General features: G+C 71.3%; 13 protein-coding genes. 9 read left to right on the forward strand and 4 right to left on the reverse strand.

The genetic code is table 11. The features are described from left to right. Nucleotides 1-116 precede the first annotated feature (116 nt). The 3 genes from aceE to LWP59_RS31055 all read left to right on the forward strand — a co-directional run bounded on the left by aceE (nt 117) and on the right by LWP59_RS31055 (nt 6,356). A complete protein-coding gene (aceE, locus tag LWP59_RS31045) occupies nt 117-2,927 on the forward strand; it encodes a pyruvate dehydrogenase (acetyl-transferring), homodimeric type (protein WP_144634997.1) in 2,811 nt (936 codons plus the stop codon). A 64-nt stretch (nt 2,928-2,991) separates the two neighbouring features. Further along, a complete protein-coding gene (locus tag LWP59_RS31050; RefSeq protein WP_144634999.1) occupies nt 2,992-4,203 on the forward strand; it encodes an alpha-hydroxy acid oxidase in 1,212 nt (403 codons plus the stop codon). 539 nt (nt 4,204-4,742) lie between these two features. Next, a complete protein-coding gene (locus LWP59_RS31055) occupies nt 4,743-6,356 on the forward strand; it encodes an L-lactate permease (protein WP_144635001.1) in 1,614 nt (537 codons plus the stop codon). Here LWP59_RS31055 and LWP59_RS31060 read toward each other — a convergent pair. Continuing rightward, a complete protein-coding gene (locus LWP59_RS31060) occupies nt 6,337-6,969 on the reverse strand; it encodes a nicotinamide mononucleotide transporter family protein (protein WP_144635003.1) in 633 nt (210 codons plus the stop codon). The genes LWP59_RS31055 and LWP59_RS31060 overlap by 20 nt on opposite strands. Before the next feature lie 402 nt (nt 6,970-7,371). Here LWP59_RS31060 and LWP59_RS31065 point away from each other — a divergent pair, with 402 nt between their 5' ends. The 5 genes from LWP59_RS31065 (at nt 7,372) to LWP59_RS31085 (ending at nt 12,211) form a co-directional block, all read left to right on the forward strand. Then, nucleotides 7,372-8,577, forward strand: coding sequence for a PucR family transcriptional regulator (locus LWP59_RS31065; RefSeq protein WP_144635007.1), 1,206 nt, complete (start codon nt 7,372-7,374; stop codon nt 8,575-8,577). 148 nt (nt 8,578-8,725) lie between these two features. Then, nucleotides 8,726-9,640, forward strand: a complete 915-nt coding sequence (locus tag LWP59_RS31070; protein WP_308431747.1) for an ACP S-malonyltransferase — start codon at nt 8,726-8,728, stop codon at nt 9,638-9,640. Beyond that, entirely contained in the window at nt 9,637-10,611 is a 975-nt protein-coding gene (locus LWP59_RS31075; RefSeq protein WP_144635014.1) for a beta-ketoacyl-ACP synthase III, read from the forward strand. The genes LWP59_RS31070 and LWP59_RS31075 overlap by 4 nt, the downstream gene beginning before the upstream one ends. A 71-nt stretch (nt 10,612-10,682) precedes the next feature. Beyond that, complete coding sequence (locus tag LWP59_RS31080; RefSeq protein WP_139099344.1) at nt 10,683-10,928, forward strand: acyl carrier protein; 246 nt, start codon at nt 10,683-10,685, stop codon at nt 10,926-10,928. A gap of 35 nt (nt 10,929-10,963) precedes the next feature. Beyond that, nucleotides 10,964-12,211, forward strand: coding sequence for a beta-ketoacyl-[acyl-carrier-protein] synthase family protein (locus LWP59_RS31085; RefSeq protein WP_144635017.1), 1,248 nt, complete (start codon nt 10,964-10,966; stop codon nt 12,209-12,211). Between the two features lie 40 nt (nt 12,212-12,251). On the opposite strand, the gene LWP59_RS31090 is transcribed toward LWP59_RS31085, so the two are convergent. The 3 genes from LWP59_RS31090 to LWP59_RS31100 form a co-directional block, all read right to left on the reverse strand. Further along, nucleotides 12,252-12,848 (reverse strand): hypothetical protein, encoded by a 597-nt coding sequence (locus tag LWP59_RS31090; RefSeq protein ID WP_229857792.1) that lies wholly within the window; start codon nt 12,846-12,848, stop codon nt 12,252-12,254. Between the two features lie 132 nt (nt 12,849-12,980). Continuing rightward, complete coding sequence (locus tag LWP59_RS31095) at nt 12,981-13,484, reverse strand: DUF3145 domain-containing protein (RefSeq protein WP_144635020.1); 504 nt, start codon at nt 13,482-13,484, stop codon at nt 12,981-12,983. Between the two features lie 191 nt (nt 13,485-13,675). Beyond that, complete coding sequence (locus tag LWP59_RS31100; RefSeq protein ID WP_144635023.1) at nt 13,676-15,154, reverse strand: S8 family peptidase; 1,479 nt, start codon at nt 15,152-15,154, stop codon at nt 13,676-13,678. Nucleotides 15,155-15,336: 182 nt separating this feature from the next. Between LWP59_RS31100 and LWP59_RS31105 the strand changes: the two genes are divergently transcribed. Then, a complete protein-coding gene (locus LWP59_RS31105) occupies nt 15,337-16,719 on the forward strand; it encodes a hypothetical protein (RefSeq protein ID WP_144635026.1) in 1,383 nt (460 codons plus the stop codon). The last annotated feature ends 9 nt before the right edge of the window (nt 16,720-16,728 follow it).

Consider the following 16,728-nt stretch of genomic DNA (forward strand, 5'->3'; position numbering starts at 1 on the left):
AACGTTACCGCCGAGTAGCGATGACGGAGGCCCTGAAAAAGACGACGATGACAGCAGGACACGGCCCAGGCCGGCCGTGCACTGACACGCGAAGTGACAATTGGCGAGGAGATCCCTTGGCCCCCCGAAACGACCAGGCCGCACGCGCGGACGCCGGCACCCAGCAGGCGCCGGCGCGGGTACGCGTCATCCGCGACGGATTGGCCGCGCACCTTCCTGACATCGACCCGGAGGAGACCGCCGAATGGCTGGACTCCTTCGACGAGGCGCTCGCCCGCGGCGGACACCAGCGGGCGCGCTACCTGATGTTGCGGATCCTGGAACGAGCCCGTGAGCGCAACGTCGGCGTCCCCCCGCTGACGGCCACGGACTACGTGAACACCATCCCCACCGAGAACGAGCCGTGGTTCCCCGGCGACGAGGAGCTCGAGCGCCGCTACCGCGCGTACATCCGGTGGAACGCCGCGATCATGGTGCACCGGGCCCAGCGGCCCGGGGTCGGCGTCGGCGGCCACATCTCCACGTATGCCTCCTCGGCCGCCCTCTACGAGGTCGGCTTCAACCACTTCTTCCGGGGCAAGGACCACTCCGGCGGCGGCGACCAGATCTTCATCCAGGGCCACGCCTCGCCCGGCATCTACGCCCGCGCCTTCCTCGAGGGCAGGCTGAGCGCGCGGCAGCTGGACGGGTTCCGCCAGGAGCACTCGCACGCCGGCGAGGGCGGCGGCCTGCCGTCGTACCCGCATCCGCGGCTCATGCAGGACTTCTGGGAGTACCCGACCGTGTCCATGGGCCTCGGCCCGATGAACGCGATCTACCAGGCCCGGTTCAACCGCTACCTGCGCGACCGCGGCATCAAGGACACCGACGACCAGCACGTGTGGGCGTTCCTCGGCGACGGCGAGATGGACGAGCCGGAGTCGCGGGGCCTGATCCACGTGGCGGCAGGCGAGGGCCTGGACAACCTGACCTTCGTCATCAACTGCAACCTGCAGCGCCTCGACGGCCCGGTCCGCGGCAACGGCAAGATCATCCAGGAGCTCGAGGCCTACTTCCGGGGCGCGGGCTGGAACGTCATCAAGGTGATCTGGGGCCGCGAGTGGGACTCGCTGCTGCACGCCGACCGCGACGGCGCGCTGGTCAACCTGATGAACGTCACCCCGGACGGTGACTACCAGACCTACAAGGCCAACGACGGCGCCTACGTCCGCGAGCACTTCTTCGGCCGCGACCCGCGGACGAAGGACCTGGTCAAGGACCTCTCCGACGCCGACATCTGGAACCTCAAGCGCGGCGGCCACGACTACCGCAAGGTGTACGCGGCGTACAAGGCGGCGATGGAGCACCACGGCCAGCCGACGGTGGTCCTGGCCCACACCATCAAGGGCTACGGCCTGGGCCCGGCGTTCGAGGGCCGCAACGCCACGCACCAGATGAAGAAGCTCACGCTCGACGACCTGAAGCTGTTCCGCGACTCGCAGCGCATCCCGATCAGCGACGAGGAGCTCGAGCGCGACCCGAAGCTGCCGCCGTACTACCACCCCGGCAAGAGCTCGCCGGAGATCGAGTACATGATCGGCCGCCGCCGCACGCTCGGCGGGTTCCTGCCCGAGCGCCGCGCCAACCGGGCCAAGGCGCTCGTGCTGCCCGGCGACAAGGTCTACGAGGCCGTCCGCAAGGGCTCCGGCAAGCAGGAGGTCGCCACCACGATGGCGTTCGTCCGGCTGGTCCGGGAGCTGGCCAAGGACAAGGAGATCGGCTCGCGGATCGTGCCGATCATCCCGGACGAGGCCCGCACTTTCGGCCTCGACTCGATGTTCCCGACGGCCAAGATCTACAACCCGCAGGGCCAGACCTACACCTCGGTCGACGCCAACCTGATGCTGGCGTACAAGGAGTCCGAGCACGGCCAGCTGCTGCACGAGGGCATCAACGAGGCGGGGTCCACGTCGTCGTTCACCGCCGTGGGCACGTCCTACGCCACGCACGGCGAGCCGATGATCCCGATCTACATCTTCTACTCGATGTTCGGGTTCCAGCGCACCGGCGACGGCCTGTACGCGGCGGCGGACCAGATGGCCCGTGGCTTCGTGCTCGGCGCCACCGCGGGCCGCACGACCCTGACCGGTGAGGGCCTGCAGCACGCCGACGGGCACTCGCTGCTGCTGGCGCACACCAACCCGGCCGTGGTGGCCTACGACCCGGCTTGGTCGTTCGAGATCGCGCACATCGTCCGGGAGGGTCTGCGCCGGATGTACGGCGAGACCGGCCCGGAGGGCAACGGCGAGAACGTCTTCTACTACGTGACGATCTACAACGAGCCCTACCAGCAGCCGGCCGAGCCCGAGAACCTCGACGTGGACGGCCTGCTCAAGGGCCTGTACCGCTACGCCGAGGCCCCGGCCGGGGACGGCCCACGGGCGCAGATCCTGGTCTCGGGTGTGACCATGCCGGACGCGCTCAAGGCGCAGCGGCTGCTGGCCGAGGAGTGGGGTGTGCGGGCCGCGGTGTGGTCGGCCACCTCGTGGTCGGAGCTGCGCCGGGAGGCCGTCGAGGTCGACCGCGACAACCTGCTGCACCCGGCCGACGAGCCGCGCGTGCCGTACGTGACGCAGGCCCTGCGGGACGCCGGCGGCCCGGTGGTGGCGGTGTCGGACTGGATGCGCGCGGTGCCGGACCTGATCCGCCCGTGGGTGCCCACCGACATGATCACGCTGGGCACCGACGGGTTCGGCTTCTCCGACACCCGGCCCGCGGCGCGGCGCCACTTCCTGGTGGACGCCGAGTCGATCGTGGTCGCGACGCTGACCGGCCTCGCCCGCCGTGGCGAGGTCGACCAGTCGAAGGTCGTGGAGGCCGCCAAGAAGTACCGGATCGACGACGTGACGGCCGCCGGCCCGCAGCTGTCGGAATCGGGTAACGCGTAACAGCCCGTACCGTGTGTGGGGCGTCCGTGGTGGACGCCCCACACACGTCGAAAGGGATGTGATCGTGACGAAGAGGCGGGCCCCGAAGGTCGGCGAGCTGAAGCAGATCCTGCGGCCGAAGCCCCTCGTGCTGAACCCGACCGAACGCAGGCTCGGCAACGCGCACACGATCGCCGATCTGCGCACCATCGCCAGGCTGCGCACACCACGGGCGGTGTTCGACTACACCGACGGCGCCGCCGAGCTCGAGGACAGCCTGCGCCGGGCGCGCCAGGCCTTCCGGAACGTCGAGTTCCACCCCAACGTGCTCCGCGGCGTCGCCGACGTCGACACCAGCGTCACGGTGCTCGGCAAGCGGTCCGCGCTGCCGTTCGCGTTCGCGCCCACCGGGTTCACCCGGATGATGCACCACGAGGGCGAGCGCGCGGTGGCTCGGGTCGCGCAGCGGGAGGGCATTCCGGTCTCGCTGTCGACGATGGGCACGACGTCGATCGAGGACGTGGCCGCCGCCGCGCCGGAGGCACGCCGGTGGTTCCAGCTGTACGTGTGGCGCGATCACGCCGCGGGCCAGGACCTGATGCAACGGGCGCACGAGTCCGGCTACGACACGCTGCTGCTGACCGTCGACACGCCGGTGGGCGGGGCCCGGATGCGCGACGTGCGCAACGGCCTGACGATCCCGCCGACACTGACCCTGCGCACGTTCCTCGACGGCGCGACGCATCCGGCGTGGTGGTTCAACCTGCTGAGCACCGAGCAGCTGCGGTTCGCCTCGCTCGACGCGTGGGGCGGCACGGTGCAGGAGCTGATCAACAAGCTGTTCGACCCGACGCTGAGCTTCGACGACCTGGACTGGGTTCGCGAAAGCTGGCCGGGCAAGCTCGTGGTGAAGGGCATCCAGAACCCGGACGACGCGCGGGACGTCGTCAAGCACGGGGCGGACGCCGTGGTGTTGTCCAACCACGGCGGCCGCCAGCTCGACCGCGCGCCGACCCCGCTCGAGCTGCTGCGCCCGTCGCTGGACGCGCTGGGCGGCGACGCCGAGGTGTGGCTCGACACGGGCATCCTCTCCGGCGGCGACATCGTCGCGGCCCTGGCGCAGGGCGCCACGACCTGTCTGGTCGGGCGGGCGTACCTGTACGGGCTGATGGCCGGCGGGGAGCGCGGGGTACAGCGCTGTGTGGACATCCTGCGCACGGAGATCGTGCGGACGATGCAGCTGCTCGGCGTCCGCACGATCGACGCCCTGCGCCCCGGCCACGCGGTCCTGCGCTGACGGTCCACCGCCGCCGGACCGGGTCTTTCGCCCCTACCTGACGCGAGGGACGCTCGGGATCACCGATCCCCGAGGAGCGCTGGTGCCGGTCGAGCTGGTCGCCGGGCTGTTCGGGGCCGGGGCGGCGCTGACGCTCGACGAGTTCGCGCTGTGACTGCACCTGGACGACGTCTACTGGACCGAGGAAACCCTCGTCGCCGAGGGCACGCAGGTGCTACCCCGCCGGATCGCGGAAGTACGAGCGCGCCACGGCCCGGTACCCGGCCGGAAGCCGCAGCCCGTGGACGGGCCTGCTGACCGGGTCGCGGGCGCGCCGACCAAGGAGCGGGCATGACGCCGGGACCGCCCTCCCCGGTTCGCAACGCTGCGGTTCGGCGAATGACGTCAACCGGGCCGAACCGTTGAATCCCGCCGCCTGAGGCAGCCTCCCCGGGCACGTATCAACCAGTGGAACAGCTCGCTTGACGGGACCCGGCCCACTGCTGATCATCTCGAAGCCACACGGAAAACGAGTTCCGCATGGTGGAAACGAGGTCGGCATGTTCGTGCAGGAGCTCGCCCCGCTCGCCGGGTCGCTCGGCCTCTCGGCACTCGTCGCGGTCCTTCCCCTCGCGACGGTGCTGGTGCTGCTGGGCGGCATCCGGATGAAGGCGCACCACGCCGCGCTCCTGGGCCTCCTGGTCGCCCTCGTCGTCGCGATCGCGGTGTACCAGACGCCCGTCGTCCAGGCGATCTCCAGCGGCCTGCAGGGCGCGGCGTTCGGCCTGTTCCCGATCATGTGGATCGTCGTCAACGCGCTGTGGATCTACCGGATCACCGTTCGCACCGGCCATTTCGACGTGCTCCGGCGGTCGTTCGGCCGCGTCTCCGACGACCCGCGCATCCAGGGCCTGCTGATCGCGTTCTGCTTCGGCGCGCTGATGGAGGCGCTCGCCGGCTTCGGCGCGCCGGTCGCGATCAGCTCGGTCATGCTCGTCGCACTCGGCTTCACGCCGGTCCGCGCGGCCGTGCTCGCCCTCGTCGCCAACACCGCGCCGGTCGCGTTCGGCGCGATGGGCACCCCGGTCGTGACGCTCGCGCAGGTCACCGGCATCCCGCTGGACACCGTGTCCTCGATCGTCGGGCGGCAGACGCCGCTGCTGGCGCTGTTCGTGCCACTGCTGCTGGTGATCATCATCGACGGCAGGCGCGGCCTGCGGGAGACGTGGGTGCCCGCGCTGGTCTGCGGCATCGCGTTCGGCGTGGTGCAGTTCGCGGCCTCGAACTTCGTCTCGGCGCAGCTGGCCGACATCGCCGCCGCACTGGCGGGCGCGGGAGCGCTGGTCCTGCTGCCCGCGACACGCAAGCCCGCCCGCCAGGAGGTCCGCGCGTCGGTGCTCACCGGTGTCGCGACCGAAACCCTGGACCGGCCGGAGGACCGCGGCGAGATCGTCCGCGCCTACCTGCCGTACCTGCTGATCATCGTGATCTTCTCGCTCGGCCAGGTGCCGCCGGTCAAGCGGCTGCTGGACGCGGCGACCTGGAAGTTCCACTGGGCGGGCCTCGATGTCGCCGCATCCAACGGCAAACCCGTGTCGGGCAACACGTTCTCGCTGCCGTTCCTCAACACCGGCGGCACGCTGGTGCTCATCGCCGGGATCCTGACGGTCGTCGCGCTTCGCGTCCCGGCCCGGGACTCGGTGCGGGAATGGGGCGCGACGGTGCACGAGCTGCGCTTCGCGATCCTGACCGTCACGAGCGTGCTGGCGCTCGCGTACGTGATGAACCTGTCCGGCCAGACCACGACGATCGGCTATCTCATCGCCGGCGCCGGGGCGGCGCTGGCGTTCCTGTCCCCGGTGCTGGGCTGGTTCGGCGTCGCCGTCTCAGGCTCGGACACCTCGGCCAACGCGTTGTTCGGCGCGTTGCAGGTCACCGCCGCGCACCAGGCCGGGCTCTCGCCCGAGCTGCTCGCTTCGGCCAACAGCTCCGGCGGCGTGCTCGGCAAGATGATCTCGCCGCAGAACCTGAGCATCGCCTGCGCCGCGGTCCAGCTGCCCGGCGAGGAGGGCAGCCTGCTGCGGAAGGTGCTGCCGTGGAGCGTCGGCCTGCTGCTGGTGATGTGCCTGATCGTGGCCGGGCAGAGCACGATCCTCAGCTGGATGCTGCCGTGACCTCCGCCCGCGCGCGCTGGGCGGAGCGGTTCCAGCTCCACCAGCCGTGGATCACCAGCACCGCGAACACGAGGTAGATCGCCGCGGAGAAGTACAGCCCGGAGGCGATCTGCAACGGCACGCCGATCGCGTCGACAGCCAGCCACACCAGCCAGAACTCGACCAGCCCCAGCCCCTGCGCACCGAACGCGACGAGGGTGCCGATGAAGATCGCGGCGTCCGGCCATGGCGCCCACGACGCGTTGAGCGCGTCCAGCAGCAGCGCCATCGCGACGGTGCCGGCCGCGAAGACCCCGGTCATCACCAGCCGTTCCACGAGCCGGCCCTTGCGCACGACCACGCCGTACACCGGGTCCTTGCGGCGCGCCCACGCCCACCAGCCGTAAAGCGAGATGAGCAGGATCGCGACCTGCCGGGAGGCCAGACCACCCAGGTGCGCGGACGTGTAGACGGCGAACAGCAGGACGGTCGCGCCGACCTGCACCGGCCACGTCCACAACGTTCGACGCTCGGCGAGGAACACCACCGCGAGCGCACAGATCTGCCCGACGAGCTCGGCGATCGAGATCCACTGCCCGAAAACGGTCAGTCCGTGCTCCAGAAGGAAGTTCACATCGATCTCAACACCGCCCGGGGCGCCGGTGATTCCCCACGGTGTGTAGCAGGGATTTTCCCCGCCGCACGATTGGGTGAGAGGGGTGGCGGAGGAAGATCGACAAGGTCCATAGTGGACCTACCGGTGGGGACCGGGGAGATGAGGCCGCCCGGCGGGATCCGCCGGGCGGCCTCGCATATCCGCCCTCCTGCTCGCGCTGGCGCGCTTAGCTGGAGGGCGTCGGCCGCGTATCGCTTGGGGGGCCGAGCCCCCCAAACCCCCGCGGTGCGAGCTCCTCCCGACCCGGCGTGGTTCCGGTGATCGGGAACCAGCATGCCTCGCGCTGCGCGCATCGCCGGAAGGGCATCGGACGGCCGCTGGGGCCCTCGCTGGGGCCGTCCGGCTTACGATGACCGCACCATGACCCAGACGAACAGCCGGGCTGCGGCGCACCCGCGGCAGGCCAAGCACCACGGGCTCTCCGCGAAGACGCTGCGCCGCCTCGACCGGGCGTCCGGGCGGCTGGCGTCCGCGAGCGTCGTCGCGATGGAACAGCGACTGCCCTGGTTCACCCGGCTGCCCGCCGACCAGCGCGCCAGCGTCCTGATGATCACCCAGACCGGCGCCGCCGGGTTCGTCGACTGGCTGCGCGACTCCCAGGAGGCCCTCAAGCTCACCAGCGAGGCCTTCCGCAGCGCCCCCCAGGAGCTCTCCCGCTGGGTCAGCCTCCGCCAGGCCGTCGGCCTCGTCCGGATGGCCATCGAGGTCTTCGAGGACGAACTGCCCGAGTTCGCCGCCACCGACGCCGAGCGCGCGGCCCTCATCGAGGGCATCCTCCGCTACGGCCGCGAGATCGCCTTCGCCACCGCGAACTCCTACGCAGCCGCGGCCGAGGCGCGCGGCGCCTGGGACGCCCGCCTCGAAGCCCTCGTCGTCGACGGGATCGTCCGTGGCGACGCCGAGGAATCGGTCCTCTCCCGCGCCGCCGCACTCGGCTGGGACCCGGCCGCGAGGGCCACCGTCTTCGCCGGGCGCCCCTCCTCCGACGACCCGCCGGCGGTGGTGTTCGAGGTGCGCCGGATCGCCGCCCGGCTCACCCGGCCGGTCCTGCTGAGCGTCCAGGGCTCCCGGCTCATCGTCGTCGCGGGCGGACCCGAAGAAGGCCTCGGCAAGCTCGCCGTCGCCTTCGGGGAGGGGCCGGTCGTCGCCGGGCCGACCGTCGAGAGCCTTGGCGACGCCCACCGCAGCGCGGCCGAGGCCCTGTCCGGGCTGCGGGCCGTCGTCGGCTGGCCCGAGGCGCCGCGCCCGGTCCGCTCCGCCGACCTGCTGCCCGAACGCGCCCTGTCCGGCGACGCCGAGGCCGAACGCCTGCTCATCGAGGAGATCGCCCAGCCGCTCGAGGACGCCGGCTCCACCGTGCTGCGCACGGTCGAGGCGTACCTGGAGTCCGGCGGCGTGCTCGAGACCTGCGCGAAGACGCTGTTCGTGCACCCCAACACCGTCCGCTACCGGCTCCGCCGCGCGACCGAGCTGACCGGCCGCAACCCGACGGACCCGCGTGACGCGCTGGTCCTGCGCATCGCCCTGATGGTCGGCAGACTCGCCCGCGCCCGCGGGCTGTGGTGAGGCAACTCACGTCCCCCACTGCCCGAACCATACAAGACATTCCCGTTACAGAAGTTCATCTGGCCGCCATCTTTGGAGGCTTCCTACAAAATCCCCGCGTGGACTTGGTGACCCGCAGCATCCCGACCATGGCGAGCGACCGTGTTCCCTGGAAGACGTGACAGCTCTCCTCGCCCCCGGACAGGGATCCCAGGCCCCCGGCATGTTCGCTCCCTGGCTCGAGCTCGACGGCACCCGCGACAAGCTGCGCCGCTGGTCCGAGCGCGCCGGCCTCGACCTCGTGCACCTGGGCACGGAGGCCGACGCCGAGACGATCCAGGACACCGCGATCACCCAGCCGCTGATCGTCGCGCTGTCGCTGCTGGTCTTCGAGGAGCTGGAGAACGTGCCGGCCGACGCGCCCGTCGCCGGGCACTCGGTCGGGGAGCTGGCCGCCGCCGCCATCGCCGGCGTGCTGTCGGCCGAGGACGCCGTCGCGCTCGCCGCCGTCCGCGGCGCCGAGATGGCCAAGGCCTGCGCGGACGAGCCGACCAGCATGGCCGCGGTCATGCTCGGCGAGCCGGAGCAGGTCGTGACCTGGCTGGAGGAGCACGGGCTGACGGCCGCGAACCGCAACGGCGCCGGCCAGATCGTCGCCTCGGGCGCCGCGGACGCCATCGACCGGATCGTCGCCGCGCCCCTGGAGGGCACGAAGGTGCGCGCGCTCAAGGTCGCGGGCGCCTTCCACACCAAGTACATGGCCCCGGCCGAGGACGCGCTGCGCGCCCACGCGGCGGCCATCACCCCGAACGACCCGACCCGCCCGCTGCTGTCCAACGCCGACGGCGCGATCGTCACCAGCGGCGCCGAGTACCTCGAACGGTTGGTCAAGCAGGTGACCCGCCCCGTGCGCTGGGACCTGACGATGGACGGCCTGGTCGGCCTCGGCGTCACCGGGACCGTCGAGCTGCCGCCCGCCGGCACGCTCACCGGACTGGTCAAGCGCCAGCTCAAGGGCACCGTCACCAGGACTGTCGCGTTGAAGACGCCGGCCGATCTCGCGGCCGCCAAGGAGGTTCTGTGACAACGCTGCGCCTGACGCAGGGCCCGACCGCCACCCGCGTGCTGGGTGTGGGCAGCTACCAGCCCGAGCGGATCGTCACCAACGACGACCTGTCCCAGACCATGGAGACCACCGACCAGTGGATCCGTGACCGGGTGGGCATCATCGAGCGCCGGTTCGCCGAGAAGGACGAGCTGCTGGTCGACATGGCCGTGGCAGCGGGGCGCAACGCGCTCGCCGACGCGGGCGTGGACGTGTCCGAAGTGGACACCGTGATCGTGCCGAACTGCACGATGCCCTCGCCGATCCCGAACGCGGCAGCACAGGTGGCCGACCGGATCGGGATCACCGCCGCCGGTGCGTTCGACCTCAACGCCGCCTGCGCCGGGTTCTGCTACGGCCTCGGCGTCGCCTCGGACCTCATCCGGGCGGGCTCGGCCGGCAAGGTGCTGGTGATCGGCGCCGAGAAGCTCACCGACGTGGTGGACCCGGTCGACCGCTCGAACGCGATCATCTTCGCCGACGGCGCGGGTGCCGCGGTGGTCGGCCCGTCCGACACGCCCGGTATCGGCCCGGTGGCCTGGGGCAGCGCAGGTGACCTGGCCGAGACGATCTACATGCGCGAGCACCGCTACATCTTCCAGGAGGGCCAGGCGGTCTTCCGCTGGGCGACCACCCGGATCGCGCCGATCGCGCTCAAGGCGCTGGAGCTGGCCGGGGTCGAACCGTCCGAAGTGGACGTGCTGATCCCGCACCAGGCCAACCTGCGCATCGTCGAGGCGATCGCGAAGAAGCTTCGCGTCAAGGGCGCCCGCGAGGACATGGTCGTCGCCGACGACATCCGGTACTCGGGCAACACGTCCTCGGCCTCGATCCCGCTGGCGCTGGACCACATGCGCAAGGCGGGCACCGTGCACAGCGGTGACGTCCTGCTCATGGTCGGTTTCGGCGCCGGACTGTCCTACGCCGGACAGGTCGTCATCTGCCCGTGATACCACTTACCCCGGCGGGCGCCCGTCCGCCGGGGTACGAAGACCCCGAAAACCAGAAAGGGAAACCAACAGTGGCGGACAAAGAAGAGATCCTCGCCGGCCTCGCCGAGATCGTGGAAGAGGTCGCCGGTGTCGCGCAGGACGACGTGAGCTCGGAGAAGTCGTTCGTGGACGACCTGGACATCGACTCGCTGTCGATGGTCGAGATCGCCGTGCAGGCGGAGGACAAGTTCGGGGTCAAGATCCCGGACGACGAGCTCGCCAACCTCAAGACCGTGGGTGACGCCGTCGACTACGTCGCGGCCAACTCGAAGTAAGCATTCTCCGAACACGATTCCTCGGGAGAGTTCACATGAGCAACATCGACGTCGTGATCACCGGGCTGGGTGCGACCACGCCGCTCGGCGGGGACGTCGCGTCCACCTGGGACGGACTGCTCGCCGGCCGCAGCGGCATCCGCCGCATCGAGGCCGACTGGGTCGAGCGGTTCGACCTGCCGGTGAAGATCGGTGCGACTCTCGCCGAGGAACCGACGGAGACGCTTCCGCGTGTGCAGGCACGCAGGCTGGACCGGTGTGAGCAGATCGCTCTCATCGCGGCGCGGCAGGCTTGGGCGGACGCCGGTTTCACGGAGCCCACGGACGAGCACAGCGATGTCGAGCCCGAGCGGCTCGGCGTGTCCATCGGCACCGGGATCGGCGGCCCGCTCACCCTGCTGTCGCAGGACGACCTGCTGGAGGAGCACGGCATCCGCAAGGTGTCGCCGCTGACCGTGCCCATGCTGATGCCCAACGGCCCCGCCGCTCAGGTCTCGATCGACCTGAAGGCCCGCGCCGGAGTGCACTCGCCCGCGTCGGCGTGTGCCTCCGGTGCGGAGGGCATCGCCAACGGCTTCCAGATGATCCAGAACGGCCGGGCCGACGTGGTGGTCGCGGGTGGCACGGAGTCCTGCATCCACCCCATCACCATCGCCGGGTTCGCCCAGGCCCGGACCGTTTCCACGAACAACGACGACCCGGCGCACGCGTCGCGGCCGTTCGACACCGACCGCGACGGGTTCGTCCTCGGCGAGGGCGCGGGCGTGGTCGTCCTGGAGCGTGCCGACCGCGCAAAGGCGCGCGGCGCCAAGATCTACGGCCGGCTCGCCGGCTACGGGATCACTTCCGACGCCTACCACATCACCGGCAACCACCCCGAGGGCATCGGCCAGGTCGCGGCCATGACGCACGCGATCGAGATGGCCGGGCTGACCGCACAGGACGTCCAGCACGTCAACGCGCACGCCACCGCCACGGTGGTCGGCGACATCGGCGAGGCCAACGCGATCCGCAAGGCGATCGGCTCGCACCCGGTGGTGACCGCGCCGAAGGGCGCGCTGGGTCACCTTGTCGGCGGCGCGGGCGCGGTCGAGGGCATCGCGACGCTGCTGGCGATGTACCACGGCATCGTCCCGGCGACGCTGAACCTGACGAACCTCGACCCGAAGGTCGAGCTCGACGTGGTGTCCGGCGAGCCGCGCAAGGGCGAGTACACCGTCGCGATCAGCAACTCGTTCGGCTTCGGCGGCCACAACACCGCCCTGCTGTTCACCGCCGCGTAAGGCACCGGCCGCTGCGGGCCACGTGTCCGCCGCGGCCGGTTCAGCAGCGGGCGTTCTCGGGGGTCGTGTACCCGGCGACGGTGTCGACCTTCCAGTGCCCGGACTCGACGGTGACCGGCAACGTGAGCTTCCAGCGCACGCACGAGGCACCCGGCAGCGTCTCCGGCGCGTCCGCCGCGTCCTGCACGCTGGTGAAGCCGAGCAGCACCCGCAGGTCCTTGTCGGACACCGCGTCGATCCGGTAGACGAGGATGCTGCCGTCCTTCGTGGACCGGTAGTCCTGCAGCCAGGCCGGGCGTGACTTCGCCTGGATCCTGGCCTTGGTGACCGTGGTCTTCCACTGCTCGTAGTCGCGGCTGTTGATCGAGTCGAAGTAGGCCTGCAGCAGCTGGCGGATCACCTCGTGCTGGGGATGCGCGGCCGCGTCGGGGGTGAGCTCCACCGAGCCGGGGCCCGGCTGCTGCGCGAGCGGGCGCGCGGTGGAGCTGGGCAGGGCGAGGATCGCGTCCGGCTGCGGGTCGGGCACCCGGTACAGCTCCCTGGCCAGCAGCCCGCCGCCGACCATCAGCGAGACGACCACGATCACGACGGGCAGCAGCCAGCGGTGAGGGCTCGACGAGGCCGGCACAGCTGACACACACGCAGCGTAATGCTTGCGGTGATCTCGCGCGGCACAACCGGCCGACCGGTGCCCGATCGCGCGACACCTGCCGGCCGCCCGGCGTCAACCCGCCGGCCTCCGCCCTTCCACGGACGCGTTGCGCGCGATTCAGCCGACCCTGTGCAGCCAGGTCACCGGGGCGCCGTCGCCGGCGTGCCGGAACGGTTCGAGGGCCTCGTCCCAGTTGGTGGCCAGCAGCTCGTCGACCCGGTGCGCGAAGGCCTCGCCCGCGCGTGCCCGGCTCACCAGGGCACGCAGTTGGTCCTCCCCTACCACGATGTCGCCGTTGGCACTGGTTCGCCCGTGCCACAGGCCGAGGCCGGGCGCGTAGCAGTACCGCTCGCCGTCGACACCGGGGCTCGGGTCCTCCGTGACCTCGAAGCGCAGCATGGGCCACGCCTTCAGTCCGGCGGCGAGCTTCGCCGCGGTGCCGGCGGGCGCGCTCCAGTTGCATTCCGCGCGGAGCTGTCCTGGCGCGGCGGGCTGCGCCGTCCACTTCAGATCCACTCGGGTTCCCAGGGTGCCCGAAATAGCCCACTCGACGTGCGGGCACACCGCAGACGGCGACGAGTGGACGTACACCACACCACGGGTGTTTCCACGGGTGCTCACTGCTGACCTCCGCTACTCGACGAGGGGCGTCTTCCCCTACGACCTCGCGAGCCTCGGCGGCCATCCACTCGTGGCGTGGCTTAGCACATTGTGCACTGCGATCACCCATTTGGCCACACGAACCTCAGGCGTCGCAGGCATCACTTCCGGGAAGGGCATCCCCGGCTGCGCGGGGATGCCCTTCCGGGCAGTTATCCGGTCGCGCCGAGGGAGCGGGCCGCGGCGACGGTGTCGACCAGACCGGTTCCCTTGTCGTAGCTGGAAGTGTAGGGACCGACGGTCTGGTACGGGGCGCCGTTCGAGTATTCGTACGCCGTGGACTTGATGGCGTTCTCGATGTCACCGGGGGTGGCGGCCGGGTCCGCCTGGAACAGCTGGGCGACGATCCCGGTGATCTGCGGGGTGGCCATGGACGTCCCGCTGATCACGTTGTAGGTCCCGAGGTCGAGCGCGCCCGGCCCGTTCTCCGGCTGCAGCCCCTGCGCGCAGATGACCAGGTACGGCCGGCACGAGGACAGGATGTTCTCCCCCGGCGCCGAGACGTCGGGCCAGCTCGACGGGTCGGTCGCGAGCCCGCGCGAGGAGAAGTCCGAGACCGTGCCGTCGCGGGTGCCGGTGCCCTGGTCGTTGTAGGACGCCACCGAGAGCACGCCGGGCGTCGGGTCCTGGCCGGGCGGGTTGGACAGGTTCGCCGAGCCGTCGCCGCCGTCGTTCCCGTTGGCCCACACGGTGACCACGCCCTCGGCGGCGAGCGCGCGCTGCAACTGCACGGTCGCCGAGCCCGGGTCGAAGCTGCCACCGCCGCTCGGGCCGTAGGAGTTGTTGATCACCTTGATCGGCGGGCAGGTCGACGCCGGGACACCCGCGCCGCACGGTGCGTTGTGGTTCTCCAGCACCCAGTTCAGCGCGGCGTCGGTGCCGAGCACGAGGATCGCCAGCCCGGTCGAGATGGCGACGATCTTCGAACCGGGCGCCGAGCCGCCGACCTTCGTGCCGTCGGGCAGGGTCAGCGCGTTGCCCGCGGCGATGCCGGTGACGTGCGTGCCGTGCCCGCCGAGGGAGGTGGTGTCGGTGTCGAGCGAGGTCGGCACGTCGACGACGCACGAGGTGTCCGTGCTGCCGTCCGCGCACAGGCTCTTGAGGTTGCGCACCACGCGCGTCCTGCCGTCCGACTGGAACGCCGGATGTGTCGGGTCGACCCCGGTGTCGATGATGGCGACCGAGACGCCGCTGCCGTCGAGTGCCGTGCCGTTGGCACCGGTGAGGGTCGTCCGGGCCTCGGCGCTGCGGGTGGCGGTCGTCCCGGTGCTGCCGTAGGTGACGAGCGGGTCGTTGTTCTCGACGTAGGTGACGCCCGCGATCCGGCGCGCGGCCCCGACCTGGGCGGGCGAGCCCTTCGCGGCGACCACGCCGATCTTGGCGAACCTCGTGATCTCGGTCAGGCCGGCCTGCTTGACCGCTCGTTCGGCGGTACCCACGTCGGTCGCGTGCACCAGCGTGGTCAGCTGGGCCGAGTCCGCCACCGTGGACAACAGGCTGCCCAGGGTGGCGGAGACGGGCGCCGGCGCGGCCTGCGCGGCGGCGGCCGGGGTCAGCGTGATCATGGGCAGGACGAGCACGGCGGCGGCGATCGCGGACGACCGTTTCCGTCTTGGGGCGCTCCAGTGCATCGGCTTCTCCTCAGCTCGGACGAACAGCCGACCTACTAACGAGTAGCACACCAAAGAGTGACGACGGTCACTCTCGATGACGAACGCAGGGTTACTGGACAGGATTTTCACACTGCTGGTCCAACCGCCGATGACCGCGCGCTAGCGTAGGCACCCAGCAGCCACCGTCAGGGGAGGTTCAGGTGCGGCTCGTCCGCCTCGGGCAACAGCCGTCTCGGGTCGCCGAGGACATCCGCGCGGCGCTGGCCTCGCTCGGCAGGGGCGCCACGGTGGTCGGCGGGGTGGCGCTGGTGGGGGCGCGGCCGATCCCGTCGGTCCGCAGCGTGGACGCCGTCGTCGTACTGCCCCGCGGGGTGCTCGTCGTGCTCGGGGTCGACCTGCCCGAGCCCGCGATGCGGCTGGAGGCGCCGCTGGCCGGGCCGTGGAAGGCCGACGGCTGGCCGCTGCCGGGGCCGGACAAAGCGGTGAACCCGGCGACGCCGAAGCTCGCGCTCGCCGAGTCGATCACCCGGCACCTGCGCCCGAAGGTGCCGGCCGAGCTGCCGATCGGCACGATCCTCGCGGTGGGCCCGTTCGTCGACGAGGTCGACCAGCCGCCTGCCGACGTCAGCGGCCCGGTGCGGGTGCTGCATCCGACCGCGACCCACATGCTCGCCGCCACCGTCTCGCTCGCCGCCGCGCCGAAGCCGTGTTCGGTCGAGGAGGCGCGCCTGCTCCTCAAGGCGCTCGCCCCGGAAGCCCCGCCGCTCTCGGACGAGATCCTGGCGGCGGAGGGCTTCGGCGTGATCGTCGAACAGACGGCCGAAAAGCTTGCGACGCCGGAGACGACGGACAAGCTCGTGCCGTCGATGGCGGCGTCGGAGAAGACCGAGAAGATGGCGCCGCCGTCACCCCCATGGCCGCGGCCGAAGACGCCCCCGCCACCGGCGCCGATCGAGATGACCACCCCGGTCCCCCGCATCACGGCGGCCGTGCCGGTGCGCGCCCCGGCGATGGGGAACCCGCGGACGGTGCGGTGGCTGCCACTCGCCGCGATCGGCCTGCTGGCGGTGTTGCTGGTGACGGCGATCGTGCTGGCGACCACGAGCGGTGGGGACCCGGAAGGCGCGCCCGCGCCACCGCCACAGGTCGTCGACGGGATCCCGCTGATCGAACGTGCCGCGGCGACGGACGGCAATTGCGCCGCGCACGCCGTCGGCGATCTGCAGGCGAGCCTGCAGCGGACCGCGTGCGTCACCATGCGGCGCGGCAGCTTCGAGGCGACGGTGGACGGCAGGCTGGCCGCGGTCTCGATCGCGATGGTGACGTTCGCCGACTCGACGGCCGCGTCCGCGTTCAAGAAGGCCGCGGACACCCCGGGCGGCGGGGGCGTGACCGATCTCGCGGGCGAGACCGGGAAATGGGCCCGCACCCCGCATTTCGACGGCACGGCGGCGTACGTCAGCGCGGCGAGCGGGACCGAGGTGCGGCTGGTGCTGGCCGCGTGGTTCGACCAGCCCTCGACCGCCGACGACCCGTCGCTCCTGCGCGCGGCGCACGCCGGAGCGACAGCGCGGATTCCCTAGACCCCGTAG

The organism is Amycolatopsis acidiphila, assembly GCF_021391495.1.
Taxonomy (GTDB): domain Bacteria; phylum Actinomycetota; class Actinomycetes; order Mycobacteriales; family Pseudonocardiaceae; genus Amycolatopsis_E; species Amycolatopsis_E acidiphila.

What these genes read in the sequence shown, in the direction of transcription:
- LWP59_RS31085 (WP_144635017.1), top strand. Translation starts at nt 10,964, where the DNA reads ATGAGCAACATCGACGTCGTGATCACCGGGCTGGGTGCGACCACGCCG.
- LWP59_RS31065 (WP_144635007.1), top strand. Translation starts at nt 7,372, where the DNA reads ATGACCCAGACGAACAGCCGGGCTGCGGCGCACCCGCGGCAGGCCAAG.
- LWP59_RS31055 (WP_144635001.1), top strand. Translation starts at nt 4,743, where the DNA reads ATGTTCGTGCAGGAGCTCGCCCCGCTCGCCGGGTCGCTCGGCCTCTCG.
- LWP59_RS31100 (WP_144635023.1), bottom strand. Translation starts at nt 15,154, where the DNA reads ATGCACTGGAGCGCCCCAAGACGGAAACGGTCGTCCGCGATCGCCGCC.